We start from the raw sequence: 18,753 nt of genomic DNA, 5'->3' as shown, positions 1-18,753 counted from the left end.
GAAAACTTATGAATAAAGCAGGTTAAGAGAATTATCCCCCGTATTCTTTGACAGCTTCATACATTGCTACCACATTTTCAACCGGCGTTTCCACTTTTAATTTATGCGAAGGACCGAGGATAAAGCCTCCGCCTGGAGACATAATATCCAGAAGCTCTTTCACACCTTCTTTCACACGGTGAGGTGTTCCCTTACGTAAAAGCAATTCTTCATCCAATCCGCCGGAGAAAGTAATCATTTGCCCGAAATCTTTCTTTAACCCTTCGGGGGCCATACCAGCCGCCCTGGTCTGAATAGGATCGAGCACATCCGCACCCAGCGAAATAAAATCCGGGACAAGTTTCCTGACGCCTCCGCAGCTGTGCATATAAAACTTGACCCCCAGCTTGCGCGGAACATCTACAAACTTTTCAATGGCAGGCCGGCAATAGTTGTTCCATGCATCATAACTGATAATTAATCCGCTATCGGCGCCGAAATCATCTGCTATCCTGATAAGGTCTACTTTATCGCCTGTTGCTTCAAAAAATTTATCTATGAAATCAATATAAAATGCTGTGACTTTTTCAACCAGGACATTGAAAAAACGCGGGTTATACATCATCACATCCAAAAAAGTATCTCTTCCCACCAAACGCTGAATAATACGAAAAAGCCCCGGAGAAGAATATCCGGGAGCTGTCATGATGGCATAATCTTTATATTTTTCACATTGGCCGGGTAATGTCGAAAAATCGAACAACGCGGTTGTTGGCCAGGGATAATCCTCCAGGTAAGCAGGATCGGTAATGCCCTGCAATGGAAATTTAACGGCTTCCCAATAACGCAAGTCTCCTCTCCCAACCAGATCATATTCAACGCCCCAGATGTCCGCTTTATGGCCATTTTCTTTATCGACCAAAGGCCTCCCTACGTAGTCGGGTTCTACCCATCGAAAGTCAATGCCTAGTTGCTCCAGCATCTCGTCTTTATCCGAAAACCCCATCTGGGCAATCATTTTCTCAGTAAATTCGGGAACGGCCCAATAAAATACGGGGACACGATCAGGCTTTTCATGATTCAAAGCTGATAAAACGCGTTCTTTATGGTTCATAAGCGTGAATTTTACTTTGCTTGCATCCTTAGGTAGTGCGTGTCGATAAACTCGCAAAAAATTTCTACAATATGTGTGTCTGTTCAGAAAGTGCCAGTTGCAAGGCTTGCAAAGCCGCCAAAAACGGAGTTTACTCATCGTAAATGAGTATTTTGGCGGCGAGCGTAACACAGCAAATGGTAATTTATGGACAGACACTAAGTATTCCCAAAAACCGTAAGAGACCGGATCATAAATGCCATGTTAACTGACAATCAATTATCACTTTTTTTAAGCCAAAAACATTGCAAGATAAACAAAAATATCATGCAGTTCTTCAAATTTCATAAAAATACTGATGAAACGAACCTGATACAGATTGTCACAAAAAAACATGTATAAATCAATTATGCGAGTTCCAACAGACGAATAACCTAAGCAATTTTTATACTGACGAAACGAGCATGGCAAAGTTTATCACAATAAGAACATGTATAAGTTCTTGCATGCGAGTTCCATTAGCCAATAACTTAAGTAAATTATACACGAATGAATACTATTGTGCAGTATCACTACTCTTTAGTGGTTTCATTACAAATTTACAGGTATATTCTGCTTCGGTTAGCCGGTATTGTTTGTGTGTCCATGCTCCCCAGCTGTTATCTCCCCCAACTCCCATCTGCATAAGGTCAATATCCACAGCCGTTAAGTCTCCTGGAACAACATCGGTGGTATGGCGCTGAACATCAGGATGGTAAAGCAACCGGCCATCCTCATTAAATGGAGATTCGAAATCCTCCAAAAGATTATGATGTGCCGACACCTCCAATAACTGGTCACCTTCAAACAAAATTCCTTGTCCGGATGCATTGGTAATGCTAAGCCATCTGACATCTGTTTTGTTGCCGTTCTCCTGAGGCCGGACATAAGGCCAGTATTGATCGGCTACCGAGCCGGAATAGACATCCACAAATGCCGAAGTTTTACGATCCTGATAGGATTCATGCGGCCCGCGACCAAACCACTTCATCTGATCAAACTCACGGGGCATAATGAGGGTCATACCCATACGCGGAATTTCGGGCAATCCCTCATCTTCCTTAACAAAATGGTGGGTAACACTTATTTCTCCGTTTCCGTAAATTTCATATAATACTTCGGATTGTCCGATATTATCACCTATACTATCCTGATATTGATAAACAAAAGAAATTGATTTGGGATTGCTTCTTTGGTTTATCTCGTATGATTCAACGGTTTTGTAATTTGCCACATCACGCCATATTCCGGAGCGGACAGGAAGACCATTTCCGTAATCATTGTCAACAGGTGCCCTCCAGAAAGCAGGTACGGGACCGCTCTTTAATAATTCTTTCTGATTAAAAGTATATCGGGTCATCAAACCCCGGGTAACATCAAAATGGATACTGAAATCATTTCCGGAAAAAATAACTGCTGTATCGGGTTTTTCCCATTTCATATTCACCCTGCCGTCAACAATTTTGTGTGATGTCTCCGCCTTAAAATGAGGAAGCTTAAATTGCTCTTTTGCCAGGGTGGTCCCGGCAGGCAAAATACCCATCCCTTCTTTCAGACGGGCATAAAGATTCAGGAAATATTCGGTGCCTTTATGAACGGGAAAATCAGCATTTATCGAATATACCTTCTCATCATAAGGCGATAAAGCCACATTCTCAATTTCTCCGGATTTTATCAATTCCCCGTTTCCTTTTATTTCCCATTCAAAACGGAACAGGTCGGTTGAAAGAAAAGCATATTTATTCCTGATTTCTATTTGGCCATTTTTAAGATCAACCGGTTTGAATCCGATATATTGATAAACTTTCTTCACCTCTTCCAACTCAGGCTGAGGAACTCGATCGGGGTCAACAACACCGTTAATACAAAAATTTCCGTCGGAAGGAACAGTGTCGGGCCCAAAATCACCCCCATAAGCCCAAAACTCTTCTCCTTTTTTATTGGTCTTTATGAGCCCCTGGTCAACCCAATCCCAGATAAAGCCACCCTGCATCACATCATACGATTCAATAACGTCCCAGTAATCCTGAAGGTTACCCACGCTGTTTCCCATAGCATGCGCGTATTCGCATTGAATTAGCGGCTTTTGTCCGTTATTTTTCGCATAATATTCCATGTGCTCAATTAAGGCATACATGGGAGTAAAAAGATCGGTATTGCGACCACCGTGCGCTTGTTCATACTGTACGGGGCGACTACTGTCAACCGATTTCAGATAGTCATAAGTGGCATCAAAATTGACACCATCACCGGCCTCATTCCCAAGCGACCATATTATTACTGAGGGTTGATTTTTATCCCTTTCAAACATATTTCGTGTTCTGAACAAGTGTGCCTCTTTCCATAGGGTATCCTTGGCCAGCGATTCTTTTCCATAGCCCATACCGTGGGATTCAATATTGGCTTCATCGATCACGTAAAGACCGTATCGGTTACATAATTCATAAAATCTTTCAGGCTGAGGATAATGAGAGGTTCTTACAGCATTAATATTATGGCTCTTCATGAGTTCAATATCTTTCATCATGGTAGCTTCATCCACAACATGTCCCGTTAGAGGATGATGCTCATGAAGATTGACACCCTTGAGATAGACATATTGTCCGTTGATGAATAATTTGCGGTCGAGTATTTCTATCCGCCGAAATCCGACATCCTGCTGTATAACCTCAAGAACACTGCTGTCCTCATCTTTCAAAATAATTTCCAGTCGATACAGATTTGGAATTTCAGCCGACCAGCGTTTAACAGATGATATTTCGGAACTCCATTCTACCTGCTTTTCCACTACAGCATCAATAAAACTCTCAACTTTTTCATCGCCATAATATAAATTAGCCTCAACAACCACCGGCTCGTCGACAGAAACATTATTAAGCATTAGCTTCAAGGTAAAGAGACCTCTTCTAAAATCGTTTGACAATCCCGAAGTAACCCTGAAATCCTTAATGTGTTGTTTGCTTCTGGCCATTAGAAACACATCGCGGGTGATACCTCCTAATCGCCAGAAATCCTGATCTTCGAGATAACTACCGTCGCTCCATTTGAATACCTGTACCGATACTGTATTTTCTTCCGGTTTGAGATACTCAGTGATTTCAAATTCGGCAGGTGTTTTACTATCCTGACTGTATCCAACCAGATTTTCGTTAATCCAAACATACATGGCAGAGCTCACCGCACCAAAATGAATAAAGACATCTTTGCCATTCCAGTGGTCAGGTATGGTAAAAGTTCGTTTGTAAGAGCCAACAGGATTATAATGATCCTGAATTTTGGGTGGTGTCTTGGCATGAGGATATTTGGCATTGGTATATATGGGATAGTCGAATCCTTCCATCTCCCAGTTTGAGGGAACAGTGATTGTTTTCCAATCGCGAATGTCAAAATCGTTTTTATAAAAATAATAGGGGCGCTCCGAAGGATTTTGCGCCAAATGAAACATCCACTCGCCGTTCAGCGACTTGATCAACGACGAGGCCCAAATATTATCCGCATCAACCTCACCGGTATTGGCAAATGGCACAAACCATGACCTCGGATTTTCTCTGTTTATCTGATTAACTCCTGGATTTTCCCAGTCGCGCGGTTCTTTTTCATCAAAAGGAACATCGGAATAATCTTTATATTCGGTACAGGAAGTAAGAAGTACCATTGCCAGTAATAAAAAGAAACAGGAATATTTCATTCGTATAAAATTTACTTAAGTTATTGGTCTAATGAAGCTTGGATGTAAGATTTATACATGTTCTTATTGTGGTAAACCTATCTATGTTCATTTCATCTTTCTAAAAATCTAATGACCTATTGTGGTAACCTTTGCCTTGCTCATTTCATTCGAATAAAATTTATTTTTCAAGGCCTAATGGAACTCGTCCCGAGTAATCAGGGCTCGTTTCACAGTGCTATGCGGGTTTCTAAGGTCGTATGCCCACCGCCGGAAAGCAGGGAATCTTAACAATCTGAATAACAAATTTATTATTTTTTTGAGAAATAAGTGATTGTCATGAAACAAAATAAGTTCTACTTTTGCAGCCCGATAAAGTAAACTAATCCATGGAAGTTATTATCTGGCTCGACTATATAGGCACGATGGTCTTTGCTATAAGTGGTGTATTAACTGCAGGAAGCAAAAGATTGGATTTGTTCGGAGCGATGTTTATAGGGGTAGTGACAGCAATTGGCGGTGGCACGATACGCGATCTGCTATTGGGTGTGACTCCTGTCTCCTGGCTGCAAGGGTACGGTTATTTAATTGCAATATCATCAGGATTCATAATCACTTTCATTTTTCGAAAGTTTGTTGCAAAACTAAGAAAAACGTTATTCCTATTTGACACTATTGGAATAGGTGTTTTTACAATTATTGGACTGGAAAAAGCTTTGAATCTTGGTGTTAATCCGGCAGTAGCAGTCATTATGGGAATGACATCGGCTGTAGTTGGAGGCGTCATTCGCGATACACTCACGAATGAAGTGCCCTTGATCTTTCACAAGGAAATTTATGCAACTGCCTGTATCACTGGTGCTTTATTTTATTTGCTTTTTCGTTGGGTAGGACTTCCGCTTCCAGTCAACGAGATACTCACGGTAGGTATAATAATTTCTATACGATTATTGTCAATCCGGTATAATATTTCGATGCCTGTATTTAACAATCCTGATAATTAAAATCACTCCTCATCATCAAGGCTGGCAGCAATATTCCAGTAAGTTTGGGCTTTATCCATTTCTCCCAGACGGGCACAAACATCACCAAGGTTTTTGTAAACATCGGGATCGGATTGCTGAAGATTGGAAGCTTCGAGGAAATCCTGATACGCACCGGAAAAATGTCGCAATTGAAAGCGAACTTTTCCACGTCCGTAAAGAGCTCCGAAATGCCTTTGTTTTATTTTCAAAATAGCAGAAAAGTCTCTTTCAGCACTTTCCAGATCACCGGTTTTTGTTAAAAGGTTACCCCGTCGAACCAAAGCATCCACAAATTTAGGATTCAGACTTAACGCTTTATTCAGATTAGCCAGGGCACTTCGCTGGTCGTTAAATTTTACCTCACATTCATTGGCCATCAGGAAATATTCACGAGCAAACTCCTCAACATTCTTTTGTTGCCGGGCCAGTTCATTCTCTAACTCGGTAATTTTGGCTTTAAGGCGGTTAGCAAAGGTCATCTGAGATGCCATGAATCGCTGGATTTCAGGCTTTAAAAGATCGTCCTTGCGATAACCTACTGCTTTTGCGAACTCCCGTGCGGCCTCCAGCCAATTTCCCTGACGGAAACTTTTCAGAGCCGAAACATACAACATATCGGCCTTTGCTTTAGTCAGTTCTTCGCGGATTAGTTTCTGGTCGTTAGCGGACCGGGCAAACTCCTGAACCTGTGGATTGATGATAATATCCCGTGAAGTAACAGGTGTTTTCAGCACAATACCGTTCAACGAGCGGCACCGGCTTAGTGCCACATAAAGCTGACCTCCTGCAAAAGCACCACCACTGAAATCGATAACCACTTTATCGAATGTTAAACCCTGACTTTTGTGCACTGTAATTGCCCAGGCAAGCCGAAGCGGATACTGGGTAAAGGAGCCTATCTCCTCTTCGATAATGCGATTGTTCTTTTCATCGTAGCGATATCTCAAATTGAGCCACTTCTCCATTGTAACCAGATGAATCTGGTCGTCCCCGGTTCGGACATAGATGCCTTCCTCATCGATATCCTCTACAAGACCCAGTGTTCCATTATACCATCTGCGTTGCGGGTCGTTTTTTACAAACATCACCTGTGCATTCTCCTTTAAAACAAGTTCACGCAGTGTTGGCAAAGCCGAATCCGGGAATTCACCCTGAATTTCACCGGTAAGAGTAAACATATCGCCCGGTAGTTCGTCAAGTTTCTTGTCGTTTATATAATTCACAGTATCGCGCCTTGTAGCCAGTGTAATAAACAAGTCATGGGCAGGTGGATCAAAATTCCTGTCAAGACGCTCGTTAATCCGCGAAATATCTTTGGGAGTAGCCGAATTTACTCTTATTTTGTCCAACATCCGAACAAAGCCTTCATCATTTTGGCGGTAAACCTTCTTTAATTCAATTTGGACCAACGGGATACGTGAGAATACACGGGCCGAAAAGAAAAAAGGCGACTTGTAAAACCGGCTGAGTATTTTCCAGTCGTCCGATTTGACTACCGGTTCAAGCTGAAAAGCATCTCCCACCATCAGTACCTGTTTGCCACCAAAAGGTAAGGTTTTATTCTTTGTGTAAACACGCAGTACCTGGTCAATAAAATCGAGAATATCGACCCTTACCATGGATACTTCATCGATAATAAGCAAATCGGTCTCCCGAATAAGCTTGATCTTTTCCTTATTGTATTTCAGGAAATCAAAAATACGGCCGTCTTTGGTGGAAAGATCCGGATCATCGGGAAGAATTGGGCGAAATGGTATTTTAAAAAAGGAATGCATTGTAACACCACCGGCATTAATAGCCGCAATACCTGTTGGCGCCACCACAATATGCTTTTTATGCGTATTTTCGCAGATATAGCGTAAAAACGTAGATTTTCCCGTACCGGCACGTCCTGTCAGAAATACCGACGAATTGGTATATTGGATCAGTTGAAGCGCATTTTGGAATTCAACATTATCCAAATCCATATTTACGGGCAGTTCGTTCATCGCTGCTCTTCTTTTTCTTCAATGTTTTGTTCCACCTCATAAGAGCCGTAACGTTTTATCACACTATATGCCTCATAAACTCCTAACTCGCCAGCCTTACTCAGGTCGAGCGTACCTTCGGATGTCTTACCAAGAAAAATTCTTACCAACCCTCTGTTAAAATAGGCTTCAGCAAAATCACTGTTCTTTTCAATAGCTTTGGAATAGAACTCAACAGCCTCTTCAAAGTTACGAAGAACGCTGCTCATATAGCCAAGATTGAACCATGCAAATTCGAATTCGGGTTCAATTTCTACTACTTTTTCAAGATCGTCAATAATCATGTTATAGTCAAGAATGGTCTGCTGACTGAGTTCGTCTCCGGCCTCCGAAACAGCCATAGGATCTTCATCCTGAATTTCTTTGGTGCTCATCTCGTTTACGGTCTGCACCATCTTGTATCTGGTGAAAGCTCTGGCAAAGCGGGCAATATAATGATCCGGGTCAATATTGATGATCCGGTTAAAATTGTCGATTGCATTGTTCAGGTTTAAAACATCCATATAGAGAAGTCCACGTTCCATAAGGAAGGGTATTCTGTCTGTATCAGATGAAGCAGTATCAATTTTTTGATCCAGTTTTGATATGGTTTCAAATATAGCTGCTGATATTTTCCTGCCGGGTTCTTTTGTTACGTTGGTAATTTCAAGAGGACGCTCAAAAAGAAGAAAACCAGACAACCGTTCAACGTCTCTCTCAAAATAGCGTACCCTGTGTACCAGTGTATCACCGGGGAAGAAAGAAATACCAAAGGGGGGTTGCAAGTCGACCATGATATTCCGGTTTTGAATTTTGCCGCGCAAAGAATGTGGTGTAAGCTGTTCCGGCTGGTCGGTACCAAAATCGTCTAATACGGCAATTTTGTCATAGTTCCGGATGTTTCTGTCGTCTTCTTTCCGGGTCTCCTTATGTTTACGTGGTGTGTCTTTTTCTTCTTCATCTCTGGCAGTTATTTGTTGAGATGCCGATTCGTCAATCTTTTCTCTTCTGTCCATCTCAATCTTCATGGCTGTGTTATAGTCGAGCTGTGCTGCCTCGGTTTGACCAAGGGCCTGTTTCACTTCCGCCCTGTTGTAATAAACCGGAGCAAAGTCAGGATAAGCATCAGCAACAATATTAAAATCTGACAACGCTTTTCTGAATTCACCCTTTTCTTTATAAAGCATCGCCCTGTAATAGAGAGTTGGAAGATCATCTCCCCGTAAGGCCAAAACACGGGAGAAATCGTCAATGGCACCGTCAAGGTCACCAATTTCGGCACGCAAAATGCCACGGTTGTTATATCCCATAGCATTACGGGGTTCCATCTCCACGAACTTATCGAAATCTTCCATTGTACCCCGCAAATCATCCAGCTGGTAGCGAATAATTCCTCTGTTCATGTAAAAAGAAGACTCATCGGGACGCAGTTTTATCGCTTCATTGATATCGGCCAGGGCAGCCTCAAAATTGCCCTGATAATACTCTGTCATTGAACGATTTACATAACCATCAGGAATATAAGGATTAACTTCGATGGCTTTTGAGAAATCTTCCAATGCCCCGGTGGTGTCGCTGGCAGAAAATTTCGCTAGTCCACGGTTTAAATAAGCCCTGACAAGTTTAGGCGAAGTATCCAGTATTTCGGTATAGGTTTCTATGGCCTTATCGAACTGCCCGGTCTGGATATATGCAATACCCAGGTTGATCATCAGATTAATATTCTGCGGATCAATATCAAGGCCACGCTTGAAATCTTTGATAGAAGCTTCCGGATTCTTCATATTCTGATATAGAATCCCGCGAAGATTGTAGGCATCAATTAGATAAGGATTTCTCTCCAAAGCCTCATTGCAATCGTTTAGGGCACCACTGTAATCGTCGAGATAATATTTGCCAAGCGCTCTGTAAAAATAAGGCTCGGCAAGATAGGGTTTAGCCCTTATTATCTGATTAAAATATTGTATGGCAAGGACATAGTCCTCAAAATAGAGCGCATTCCTCCCAATTATGGTCATCCGGTCAGTATCTATCTGGGATTGAACATTCCCGATGCCCAGTACAAAAAATAACGAAATAAGGTATAATGTTTTACGCATATATCTGATCAATACCTGAATGAGGTTTCAAATTTTTCGGGATTTCCGGCACCATCTGTAATTTCAATTACCAGCCGGTGCGTTCCTTTTTCAAGAAACGGAACTTTTTTCAAATTACAAATTATACGGTTGTTTTTTGCGTCATATTCAAAAAGACTCCATCTCCCGTCAATGGTTGCGTCATATGAAGCAATACCTGAGAATTCATCTTTTATTCTGACTGTTATTTCATTACGGTTACTGTAATCCATACTCCTCGGATTTATAACCGATATTTCGGGAGGAACCGTATCCCGCGTTAAAAGATATTCTCCACATTCCCGGGCTGATATTACAAAATGCGTACCTTCAATTCGTCCGCCTGCATACTCCAGCCGCTGATTGCTTCCGAATTTTGCACCACAAAGACCGGTTTTGTTACTAATTGAATCCACCGGTATTTTTATTTCAAACGTTTTGTGTACGGGAATGGTTTTATCAAGTACTGAAATTGCAGTTCCTGTAATTGACACAAAAGACTTTCTGATATTGATATCTCCCCGAATATCTCTGTAAAAACTTTCTTTATCGAACTCGACAACATATCCGTTCTGCCCGAATGTAAAAGGTTGCGATGCATCGATATAAACATTGCCATTTTTATCCGTATAACCGTAAGTTGTCAAAGCTTTCTCCCCATGTATTTCGAAATTTAGTGAGGACTCATTCCCCGAAATGTCTTTCACCACATAAGACAAATGCTTTGTGTCCCCCGGTATCATTACAATTTCACCACGATTTTCATCGGTTACGTACACATCATTGCGATTATAGGGATCGACAAAACTCTTCTGAATGGTACGGCCTGAAGTTACCTTTTCTGCGTAATCGATATGGCTGTTCAGATAACGGGTATTATGAAAAAAGAATCCATCGATTTCAAATGAATAAACCTCTCTGTTGTCAACCTTCAAATCAATACTGTGGATGCCGCATTTGCGCCAGGAACCGGTATAATAATCAAGAACATCAATCCCAATTCCGATGGTACCCGACGCCGAAATGTCCGGATTGTGTTTTAAATGAAAAGCACCATCATAAAAAACAGCCGGAAAATAGCTGGCTTCAGGTTTACCGTTAATAGAAGCATCGGCAGATAACGGATAAATTTTAACTCCAGCTATATGGGGTCTGATATCGTCTTTTACCAGGTTGGGAAACATCAGGGGATCAACAGGACGCTGACCAGCCGTTTCTCTTACCTCGAAATGCAAATGAGGTCCACCGGAACTGCCGGAATTTCCGGAAAAACCAATTATTTCACCTTTCAAAACATCAATTTGTCCCGAAGTGAAATACTCATTGATTGAGAAGGATTCCCTCTCGTATTGAAGTGCAGTCACTAACGAATCAATGGAGTCGGAAAAAGATTCGAGATGTGCATAAACAGTTGTCAGACCATTCGGATGAGAAATATAAAGTGCTTTTCCAAATCCTCCGGGCGAAACCGCAATACGTGACACATAACCGTCGTCGGCAGCATAAACAGGCCAGCCTGTTTTGCCTTTTGTCGTAAAATCAACACCCGAATGAAAGTGATTACTTCGGATTTCTCCAAAACTTCCGCTCACTTTGGTTACTTCATCCAGCGGAAAATGATAATGCCACTGAGACGGTGGCTGCTGGGCAGCCATATCGAAAAATTGTATGACCGATAATACTAATGACAATAATAAACAATGAATTCTACGCATTAACTATTTTTTTTATCCTTAAACCCGATTGCTGGCAAAATGTTACATCCAAAAATTAAACCAAAAGCAGATATTTTATTTCCTCCTGAAAGTTTAGTATCGGGTTTGAACAATGCCAGGTACATAATGTATAGGTTGGTCACATATTTTGTGGGCTTAAAATTAGAAAAAAATAATAGGCTGACACGGGGATACATGAATTCGTCACAACGAAAATATGTAATAAGAAGGATTTAAATGCAGAGATACAGAGACGCTGAATTCTTATTATGAGGAGTGGCTGGTTGCCGGGTGCTTGTTCCGGGTTTTGTTCGTTCAGTTCCGCCGTTTGCCCTGCAGGAATTGGCAGGTTTGTTAATTTGGTAATTGGTTAATTGGTAATTGGTAATTGGTAATTGGTAATTGGTTAATTGGTTAATTGGTAATTGATCATGTAAAATTCCAAACAATTGACTTACAAATTATTAAAATACTTTAACAGAAAAATTGGGAACTATTTTGTATATTTAAAACCCAGGGTTTAAAATAATTGACTATTAACTTTTTTCTAATACTCTGCGTCTTTGCGTTTAGGTTTATTTGACGCACTGTTGTTGTAATCACAAAAAATAAAAACAAAAAGTTATGGAAAACAAGGATGCTTATATTGAAAAGTTCAATGCAAAAATCAAGGAACTCCAGGCCGATCTGGATAAACTCGATGCAAAAGCGCGTCAAGCCGAAGCCGATCTGAAAATCAAATACCAAAAGGAAATTGAAGATTTAAAAAAGAAGAAGTCAAAATTTGAATCCAAACTTGAAGAGATCAGAAACTCTTCAGGAGAGGCCTGGAAAGAGCTAAGAACCGGGGCAGATAAAGCTTTTGAAGATTTAAAGACCAGCTGGAAATCGGCATGGGATAAATTTAAACGCGCCGATGATTAACCGTTGTTAATTCGTGCGTGTCTATAAACTCGCAAAATTTTTTCACAATATGTGTGTCTGTTCAGAAAGTGCCAGTTGCAAGGCTTGCGAAGCCGCCAAAAACGGAGTTTACTTTTCGTAAATGAGTATTTTGGCGGCAAGCGTAACACAGCAAATGGCACTTTCTGAACAGACACTAATTCATAATCTGAAGCGGTATATCCAGAATCAAAAAGAAAGTTCCCTTTCCGCAAGCCCAATATCCATGGAAAGGGAACTATTGTAAAATACATGGAACCGGAAAAGGCACCTGGGATACCTGTAATGTTTATCGTGGTGACATTTGGTACCACTCTCTTGTAAGAATTTGTGAATCTTAAAATTGCCATTATATCGTTGCTCCCCCGCAGAAAAAATCAACATTTTTACAGACTCGTTTTGCAGAACAAACAATATTTTACCTATATTTGCACCGCATTTGAGAAAACTGTCAAACGCAACGATTCCGTAGCTTAATTGGATAGAGCACCTGGTTACGGCCCAGGAGGTTGGGGGTTCGAGTCCCTCCGGGATCACAAAGCAAAACCGCAATTCTTTAGTTTTTAAAGGATTGCGGTTTTTTCGTTTAATGCTTGCACCCCTTTTTGCCTTCAATTTATTTAATTTATTGACAGAAGGACCAACTTGAAAGTGCGAAGTACCATATGCATAGATTAAAGATTAATAAGTTGAAACAATGCTTGTCATGTTCGTCTCATTTTTGGTCTCATACCTTCAAAACCATTACATGTCTTCGTTTTCCTGCCATGTGTTTAAATTCAAACCCCATTTTATCAAACAACGGTTTGAAACCCATAAATCTGTAGCTTGGCGATCGTGGATCAACCGGATAGGCCTCTACATATTTTGCTCCACTGTCTTTAGCATATCTTATTGCTTGTTCAATTAGCTCTTTGGCAATCCCTTTTTGCCGATATTTCCGTTTAATGAACAAGCAAACCAATGACCAAACATCAAGCAGAGTATTGTCACCAGCCAAATCACGATAGGTTTCTCTTGGTGCAACGGAACACCATGCAATTGCTTCTTCACCGTCATAACAAAGGAGTCCAACAGGAGTTTGATTAGTGATATAACTTATTAAGGATTGCTTCGTGTCTGCTTTATTATATCGGCTTGTTCCTTCCAGCATTTTGCGCCAGACCATACACCAACAATTGTGCGGACCACCTTTACTCTCGAAAAGTTTTTCCAGGTCAGGCCAGTTCGATTTATCTACTGGCTTGAAATGTAAATCTGTCATGATTTTATCTGAATACCAAAAGACTTCATTCTTTTAAGGCAAATTTAAACATCGAAGGAAAAGAGTTCAACGGGGAAATGCGACATTTTAACGGGGGAAATACGGAGTCTCTATTTGATGTAAAAAAATAAGAAAAAAATATCCGAATTTCTTTTGATTTTTACAAAAACAACATATATTTGCCATTAATCAGAGTTTATTAATAGGATAAAAACATTGTTATTGATTAAAAATCTAATTATCAATTAATAAAGACAATAAATAAAGCAATTAATTACCTATAATACTAATAGGGATTACAACAAATATACTTAAACAACTGATGATATATAACCGGCCTTCTGCAAATAAAATGATGAATATGACATGTGCCATGATGTGTATGTGTCCGGATAGAGTTATGCAGAAGGGAAAACCACCATAGTTGGAAGAAACCAAAAACCAATAGTAAGTGACTAATTAAGACCCTTCTGCAATACGTGGAAGGGTCTTTTTTTATGTTTCTAAAGAAAAAGCTTAAAACATAAAATAATCATGGGACAAAAAAATTTTCTTCCGGTTGCCATTGACATAGCTGACGAAAAGATACTCGTTATCGGGGGTGGGCAATCGGCATGGAATAAAATAAAAATACTTCAACGCTTTGAAGCAAAGTTAGAAGTTATTGCACTTAGTGTATGCGATGAAATAAAACACAGTGGCATACCTTATTACGTTAAGTCGTATGAAAAATCGGACCTGACAGGCTATCTGATGCTTTATTCCTGCACCAACAATCCTGATCTTGACAAGCGAATAGCAAGGGACGGCCGGGATGCAGGCGTATTGGTAAACATTCACGATCATCCTGCCCTTTGCCAGTTTGTTTCACCGGCAATTTATCAAAATGGGCATTTACGCATTGCAGTAAGTTCAAACGGAACCGATGTATATGGTACGATACGAACACGTGATTTGATTAAAAATTATTTTGAAAAGATAAGGGCTATTTAGTGTCTGTTCATAAAGCGCCATTTGCTGTGTTACGCTTTACATTTCCCATTTCGTCGTCATTCATAAAACAAATAACTAACAATTTATCAATAAAATGAGCATTAAACTATCACCTTTGGAAGCAACTCAGCTGAAAGCTCTTGAGCAGTTAACGCATCAGCTTTCACCAGAACAGGCCTTGTGGCTGAGTGGATATTTTCAGGGTCTGAACCACTCACCCGGTATAAAGAGCGAGGAGTACGTATCCAGTAAAACCGCCTCCGACACACAACGGACGCGTTTAACCATATTGTATGGAACGCACACAGGCCATAGTGAATCAATTGCCAAAAAATTGCACGAAAAGGCAGTAGCAAACAACATTGACAGTACCATTACTGCCATGGACGAGTATAATGTGCGAAATCTTAAAGATGAAAAAAACCTTCTGGTGGTTGTGAGCACCCATGGCGAAGGTGAACCACCCCTTATGGCCGAAGATTTCCATCAGTTTGTGACGGGAAAAAGAGCGCCAAAACTGAAGCAACTTAACTACTCTGTATTGGCACTGGGCGACAAAAGCTATAAATATTTCTGCAAAACAGGATTAGACATTGATCACGCGCTCAGCAGTGCAGGTGCTACTCCTATCACCCCGGCAGTTACCTGTGATGTTGATTACCAAAGTAATGCCGCCCAATGGATTGAAAAGGTCATCGAAGTCTTATCAAAGCAGAATTTACAAACCCACGTTACGGAGAATTCTGAAGTTACGACAGACGGGCAGGCAATCGAATACTCACCGGCTAATCCTTTCCGCGCTAAGGTATTAGACAAAGTACGCATTACAGGTCGCGAATCGGACAAAGAGGTATATCACCTGGAAATTTCTTTGGAGAACTCCGGAATGGTTTACGAACCGGGCGATGCCCTCGGTATCATTGCTCAAAACCCGGAAAAGTTGGTAAAAGAGATTTTGTCAACTCTCGGGCATAGCGCTTCCGAGACGGTCGACACACACGCAGGGAAAACAACTTTGGAAGAAGCCCTGAAGCATCATTATGAAGTAACCATTCTTACTCGCGATATCTTGAAAAATATGCCTCAAAAACAGGCAGCAAAGAGCTTGAAACCATTCTGAACAACGATCGACAACTTGAGGAGTACCTATTTGGTCATGATATCCTGGACCTGCTTAATGAATATCCAGCCACTTTTTTGCCCGGCGAATTTATTGAATTATTGCGTCCTCTGCCCCCGAGACTTTACAGTATATCATCAAGCCAGGAAGCAGTTGGTGAGGAAGTGCATATCACCGTATCGAAAGTGCAATATACCAACAAAGGCAGAGTACGTGTCGGGGCATGTTCGGGCTACCTGGCCGAAACCCTGGAAGCAGATGATGAAGTACTGGTTTATATAGAAAAAAACAAAAACTTCCGCCTTCCGCCAAATGGCGATCCGATTATAATGATTGGTGCAGGAACAGGAATAGCTCCCTACCGTGCCTTTCTGCAGCATCGCGAAGCAACCGGCCACAAAGGGAAGTCGTGGCTCTTCTTCGGGGAACGACGCTTTTCGTCGGATTTTCTGTATCAGGTAGAGTGGCAAAAGTACCTGAAAAAGGGTTTTCTTGGGAAGATCGACCTTGCCTTTTCACGCGATCAGGAGACCAAAAGTTATGTACAGCATCGTCTCTCCCGGCAACAAGAGAAATTATTCAAATGGATGAATGATGGTGCATACCTCTATTTGTGCGGCGACAAAAAGAAAATGGCCGTTGATGTGGAAAAAACGTTGCTCGAGATCATCAGTAAACAAGGAGGCATGACTTCAGAAAAAGCCAAAGAATACCTCCACAGGTTGAAAAAAGAGAAACGTTATCTGACCGAGGTTTATTAAATCTATAGATGTTTAGAATGTCAATACTCCGTTAAGCTTTTACAGACGTTTGGTAATTAATTGTTTACACAATTATTGACGCAAGCTACAATTCTCTCATAATAAAACTTTGTCATCGCGTCTCTGCGTTTAGGCTTTTTTTAACTGACTATTGGAATGTAGAATAACTCATAAAAAACTTTTCATCATTGCGTTTAGTCATCTGACAACTGTAACAATAACAACATAAATATTTTATAATAATGAACAACCAAATCGACTGGAGCAAACTTTCGAAGCTCGAAAAAATAAAGCACGACAGCAATTATCTGCGTGGCACACTGACAGAAAGTCTTGAAGACCCTGTAACCGGAGCTATAGCAGAAGACGACACACAGATATCTAAATTTCACGGCATATATCAGCAGCACGACCGTGATATTGAAAAAGAACGAAAACGTCAAAAACTGGAACCGGCATTTTCCTTTCTAATCAGGGTGCGCCTGCCAGGAGGCATTGCTACCCCCGACCAATGGTTGCAGATGGATAAGCTGGCCGACAAATACGCGAACGGCACGCTTAAGCTTACTACCCGTCAGGCCTTTCAGTTACACGGCGTTATTAAACGAAACCTGAAAACCACCATACAGGGCATCAATGAGGCACTTCTTGACACCATTGCTGCATGCGGGGATGTTAACCGCAATGTCATGTCGCATGCCAACCCTGCGGAATCGGTAATTCATGAACAGGTTTATCAACTGGCCGGTGAGCTGTCGGCTCGTTTAACGCCACAAACACCCGCATATCATGAAATATGGCTGAATAAACAACTGGTGGTCTCTACCAAAGAGGAGATCGAGCCCGTTTACGGACGCCGGTATCTGCCTCGAAAATTTAAAATTGGAATTGCCATTCCTCCCTATAACGATATTGATGTGTTCTCTCAGGACCTTGGGTTTATTGCCATTGAAGAAAATGGTCGTCTCGCCGGCTACAATGTAACGGTGGGAGGCGGCATGGGATCAACCTTCGGGAATCCAGACACTTATCCCCGCCTTGGCGATGTCATCGGATTTTGCCGGCCCGGACAGGTTCTGGAAGTGGCTGAAAAGATTGTACTTATTCAAAAGGATTACGGCAACCGGCAAGACCGCAAAAGAGCCCGGCTGAAATACACCATCGACACAAACGGTCTGGAGTGGTTCAAGTATGAACTTAACAATCGCCTCGGTTATGAACTCTCCCCTGCACGCAAATTTAAATTCATCCGCAATGGCGATCGTTACGGTTGGAAACAGGGACCCAACGGCAAATGGAGTTTAAACCTGTTTGTTGAAGGGGGCCGCGTTAAGGATACCGAAACTCTTCCGTTAAAGACCGCCATCAGAGAGGTGGCCGGGAAAGTAGATGATGCCCGGTTTATTCTTACCGGCAACCAAAATCTGATCATTGCCAATACACAGCAAAAAGAAAAGGTGGCACGAATACTTAAAAAACACGGGGTGTGGCCTGCTTCGCTTTCCGGATTGCGTAAAAACTCCATTGCGTGTGTCGCATTAAACACCTGCGGTCTGGCTTTTGCGGAGGCAGAAAGATACCTGCCCGACCTGATCGGAAAAATTGAAACAATCCTAAAGGAATACGACCTGCTGAAAGAAGAGATTGTCATTCGCATGACTGGCTGCCCTAACGGTTGTGGCAGACCATATCTTGCCGAAATAGGGCTCATTGGAAAATCTATCGGACACTACAACCTCTATCTCGGCGGAAACAAACAAGGTACCCGGTTAAATGCACTTTACCGTGAAACACTCACCGAACAAGAGATTCTTGATACACTAAAACCCATTTTTGCCGATTTTGCCCTCAACAAGGCGAAAAACGAAAGTTTTGGCGATTTTGTAATCCGGCGGCAATACATTTCCGCCACAGAACACGGAAGAGACTTCCGGCATTAGCCCTCGTCCACGCCGACCGGCTTTTTCTGTCTATCTTATGTATAACTCCAACCCTCAGCCATATATCTAACAATCTAACATCTAATTAATCT

At 41.5% G+C, this 18,753-nt stretch carries 12 protein-coding genes and 1 tRNA gene; 7 read left to right on the top strand and 6 right to left on the bottom strand.

The window, feature by feature from the left end; translation table 11 throughout:
* Positions 1-31: 31 nt before the first annotated feature.
* Both OQ5_RS0100225 and OQ5_RS0100215 read right to left on the bottom strand, forming a co-directional pair.
* Positions 32-1,093, bottom strand: a complete 1,062-nt coding sequence (locus OQ5_RS0100225; protein WP_016775563.1) for a uroporphyrinogen decarboxylase family protein — start codon at positions 1,091-1,093, stop codon at positions 32-34.
* A gap of 535 nt (positions 1,094-1,628) precedes the next feature.
* Positions 1,629-4,799, bottom strand: a complete 3,171-nt coding sequence (locus tag OQ5_RS0100215) for a glycoside hydrolase family 2 TIM barrel-domain containing protein (protein WP_016775561.1) — start codon at positions 4,797-4,799, stop codon at positions 1,629-1,631.
* Between the two features lie 368 nt (positions 4,800-5,167).
* Between OQ5_RS0100215 and OQ5_RS0100210 the strand changes: the two genes are divergently transcribed.
* A complete protein-coding gene (locus OQ5_RS0100210) occupies positions 5,168-5,782 on the top strand; it encodes a trimeric intracellular cation channel family protein (RefSeq protein ID WP_016775560.1) in 615 nt (204 codons plus the stop codon).
* Between the two features lie 2 nt (positions 5,783-5,784).
* Here OQ5_RS0100210 and OQ5_RS0100205 read toward each other — a convergent pair whose 3' ends face one another.
* From OQ5_RS0100205 to OQ5_RS0100195, 3 genes are read right to left on the bottom strand one after another with little or no spacing between them, the layout of a single operon-like run.
* Positions 5,785-7,791, bottom strand: coding sequence for an AAA family ATPase (locus OQ5_RS0100205; RefSeq protein WP_016775559.1), 2,007 nt, complete (start codon positions 7,789-7,791; stop codon positions 5,785-5,787).
* A complete protein-coding gene (locus OQ5_RS0100200; RefSeq protein WP_016775558.1) occupies positions 7,788-9,908 on the bottom strand; it encodes a tetratricopeptide repeat protein in 2,121 nt (706 codons plus the stop codon). The genes OQ5_RS0100205 and OQ5_RS0100200 overlap by 4 nt, the downstream gene beginning before the upstream one ends.
* Before the next feature lie 8 nt (positions 9,909-9,916).
* Positions 9,917-11,641, bottom strand: a complete 1,725-nt coding sequence (locus tag OQ5_RS0100195) for a M23 family metallopeptidase (protein WP_016775557.1) — start codon at positions 11,639-11,641, stop codon at positions 9,917-9,919.
* A gap of 624 nt (positions 11,642-12,265) precedes the next feature.
* On the opposite strand from OQ5_RS0100195, the gene OQ5_RS0100185 reads away from it, so the two are divergent.
* Both OQ5_RS0100185 and OQ5_RS0100175 read left to right on the top strand, forming a co-directional pair.
* Entirely contained in the window at positions 12,266-12,565 is a 300-nt protein-coding gene (locus OQ5_RS0100185; protein WP_016775555.1) for a hypothetical protein, read from the top strand.
* A gap of 480 nt (positions 12,566-13,045) precedes the next feature.
* Positions 13,046-13,119, top strand: a tRNA-Arg gene (locus tag OQ5_RS0100175).
* A 191-nt stretch (positions 13,120-13,310) separates the two neighbouring features.
* On the opposite strand, the gene OQ5_RS0100170 is transcribed toward OQ5_RS0100175, so the two are convergent.
* Entirely contained in the window at positions 13,311-13,847 is a 537-nt protein-coding gene (locus OQ5_RS0100170) for a GNAT family N-acetyltransferase (RefSeq protein WP_016775553.1), read from the bottom strand.
* Positions 13,848-14,381: 534 nt separating this feature from the next.
* Here OQ5_RS0100170 and OQ5_RS0100165 point away from each other — a divergent pair.
* The 4 genes from OQ5_RS0100165 to OQ5_RS0100155 all read left to right on the top strand — a co-directional run bounded on the left by OQ5_RS0100165 (position 14,382) and on the right by OQ5_RS0100155 (position 18,661).
* Complete coding sequence (locus OQ5_RS0100165; RefSeq protein ID WP_016775552.1) at positions 14,382-14,840, top strand: precorrin-2 dehydrogenase/sirohydrochlorin ferrochelatase family protein; 459 nt, start codon at positions 14,382-14,384, stop codon at positions 14,838-14,840.
* A gap of 94 nt (positions 14,841-14,934) precedes the next feature.
* Positions 14,935-15,960, top strand: a complete 1,026-nt coding sequence (locus tag OQ5_RS22930; protein WP_082179421.1) for a flavodoxin domain-containing protein — start codon at positions 14,935-14,937, stop codon at positions 15,958-15,960.
* Positions 15,954-16,721, top strand: coding sequence for a diflavin oxidoreductase (locus tag OQ5_RS25160; RefSeq protein WP_369688178.1), 768 nt, complete (start codon positions 15,954-15,956; stop codon positions 16,719-16,721). Before OQ5_RS22930 ends, OQ5_RS25160 begins: the two co-directional genes overlap by 7 nt.
* Positions 16,722-16,963: 242 nt before the next feature.
* The gene (locus tag OQ5_RS0100155) at positions 16,964-18,661 is read left to right on the top strand and encodes an NADPH-dependent assimilatory sulfite reductase hemoprotein subunit (RefSeq protein ID WP_016775550.1); all 1,698 of its coding nucleotides are present in this window, start codon (positions 16,964-16,966) and stop codon (positions 18,659-18,661) included.
* The last annotated feature ends 92 nt before the right edge of the window (positions 18,662-18,753 follow it).

This window comes from Anaerophaga thermohalophila str. Valhall, assembly GCF_000250735.1.
Lineage (GTDB): Bacteria > Bacteroidota > Bacteroidia > Bacteroidales > Marinilabiliaceae > Anaerophaga > Anaerophaga thermohalophila_A.
This window is presented reverse-complemented; position numbering and strand designations above follow the sequence as displayed.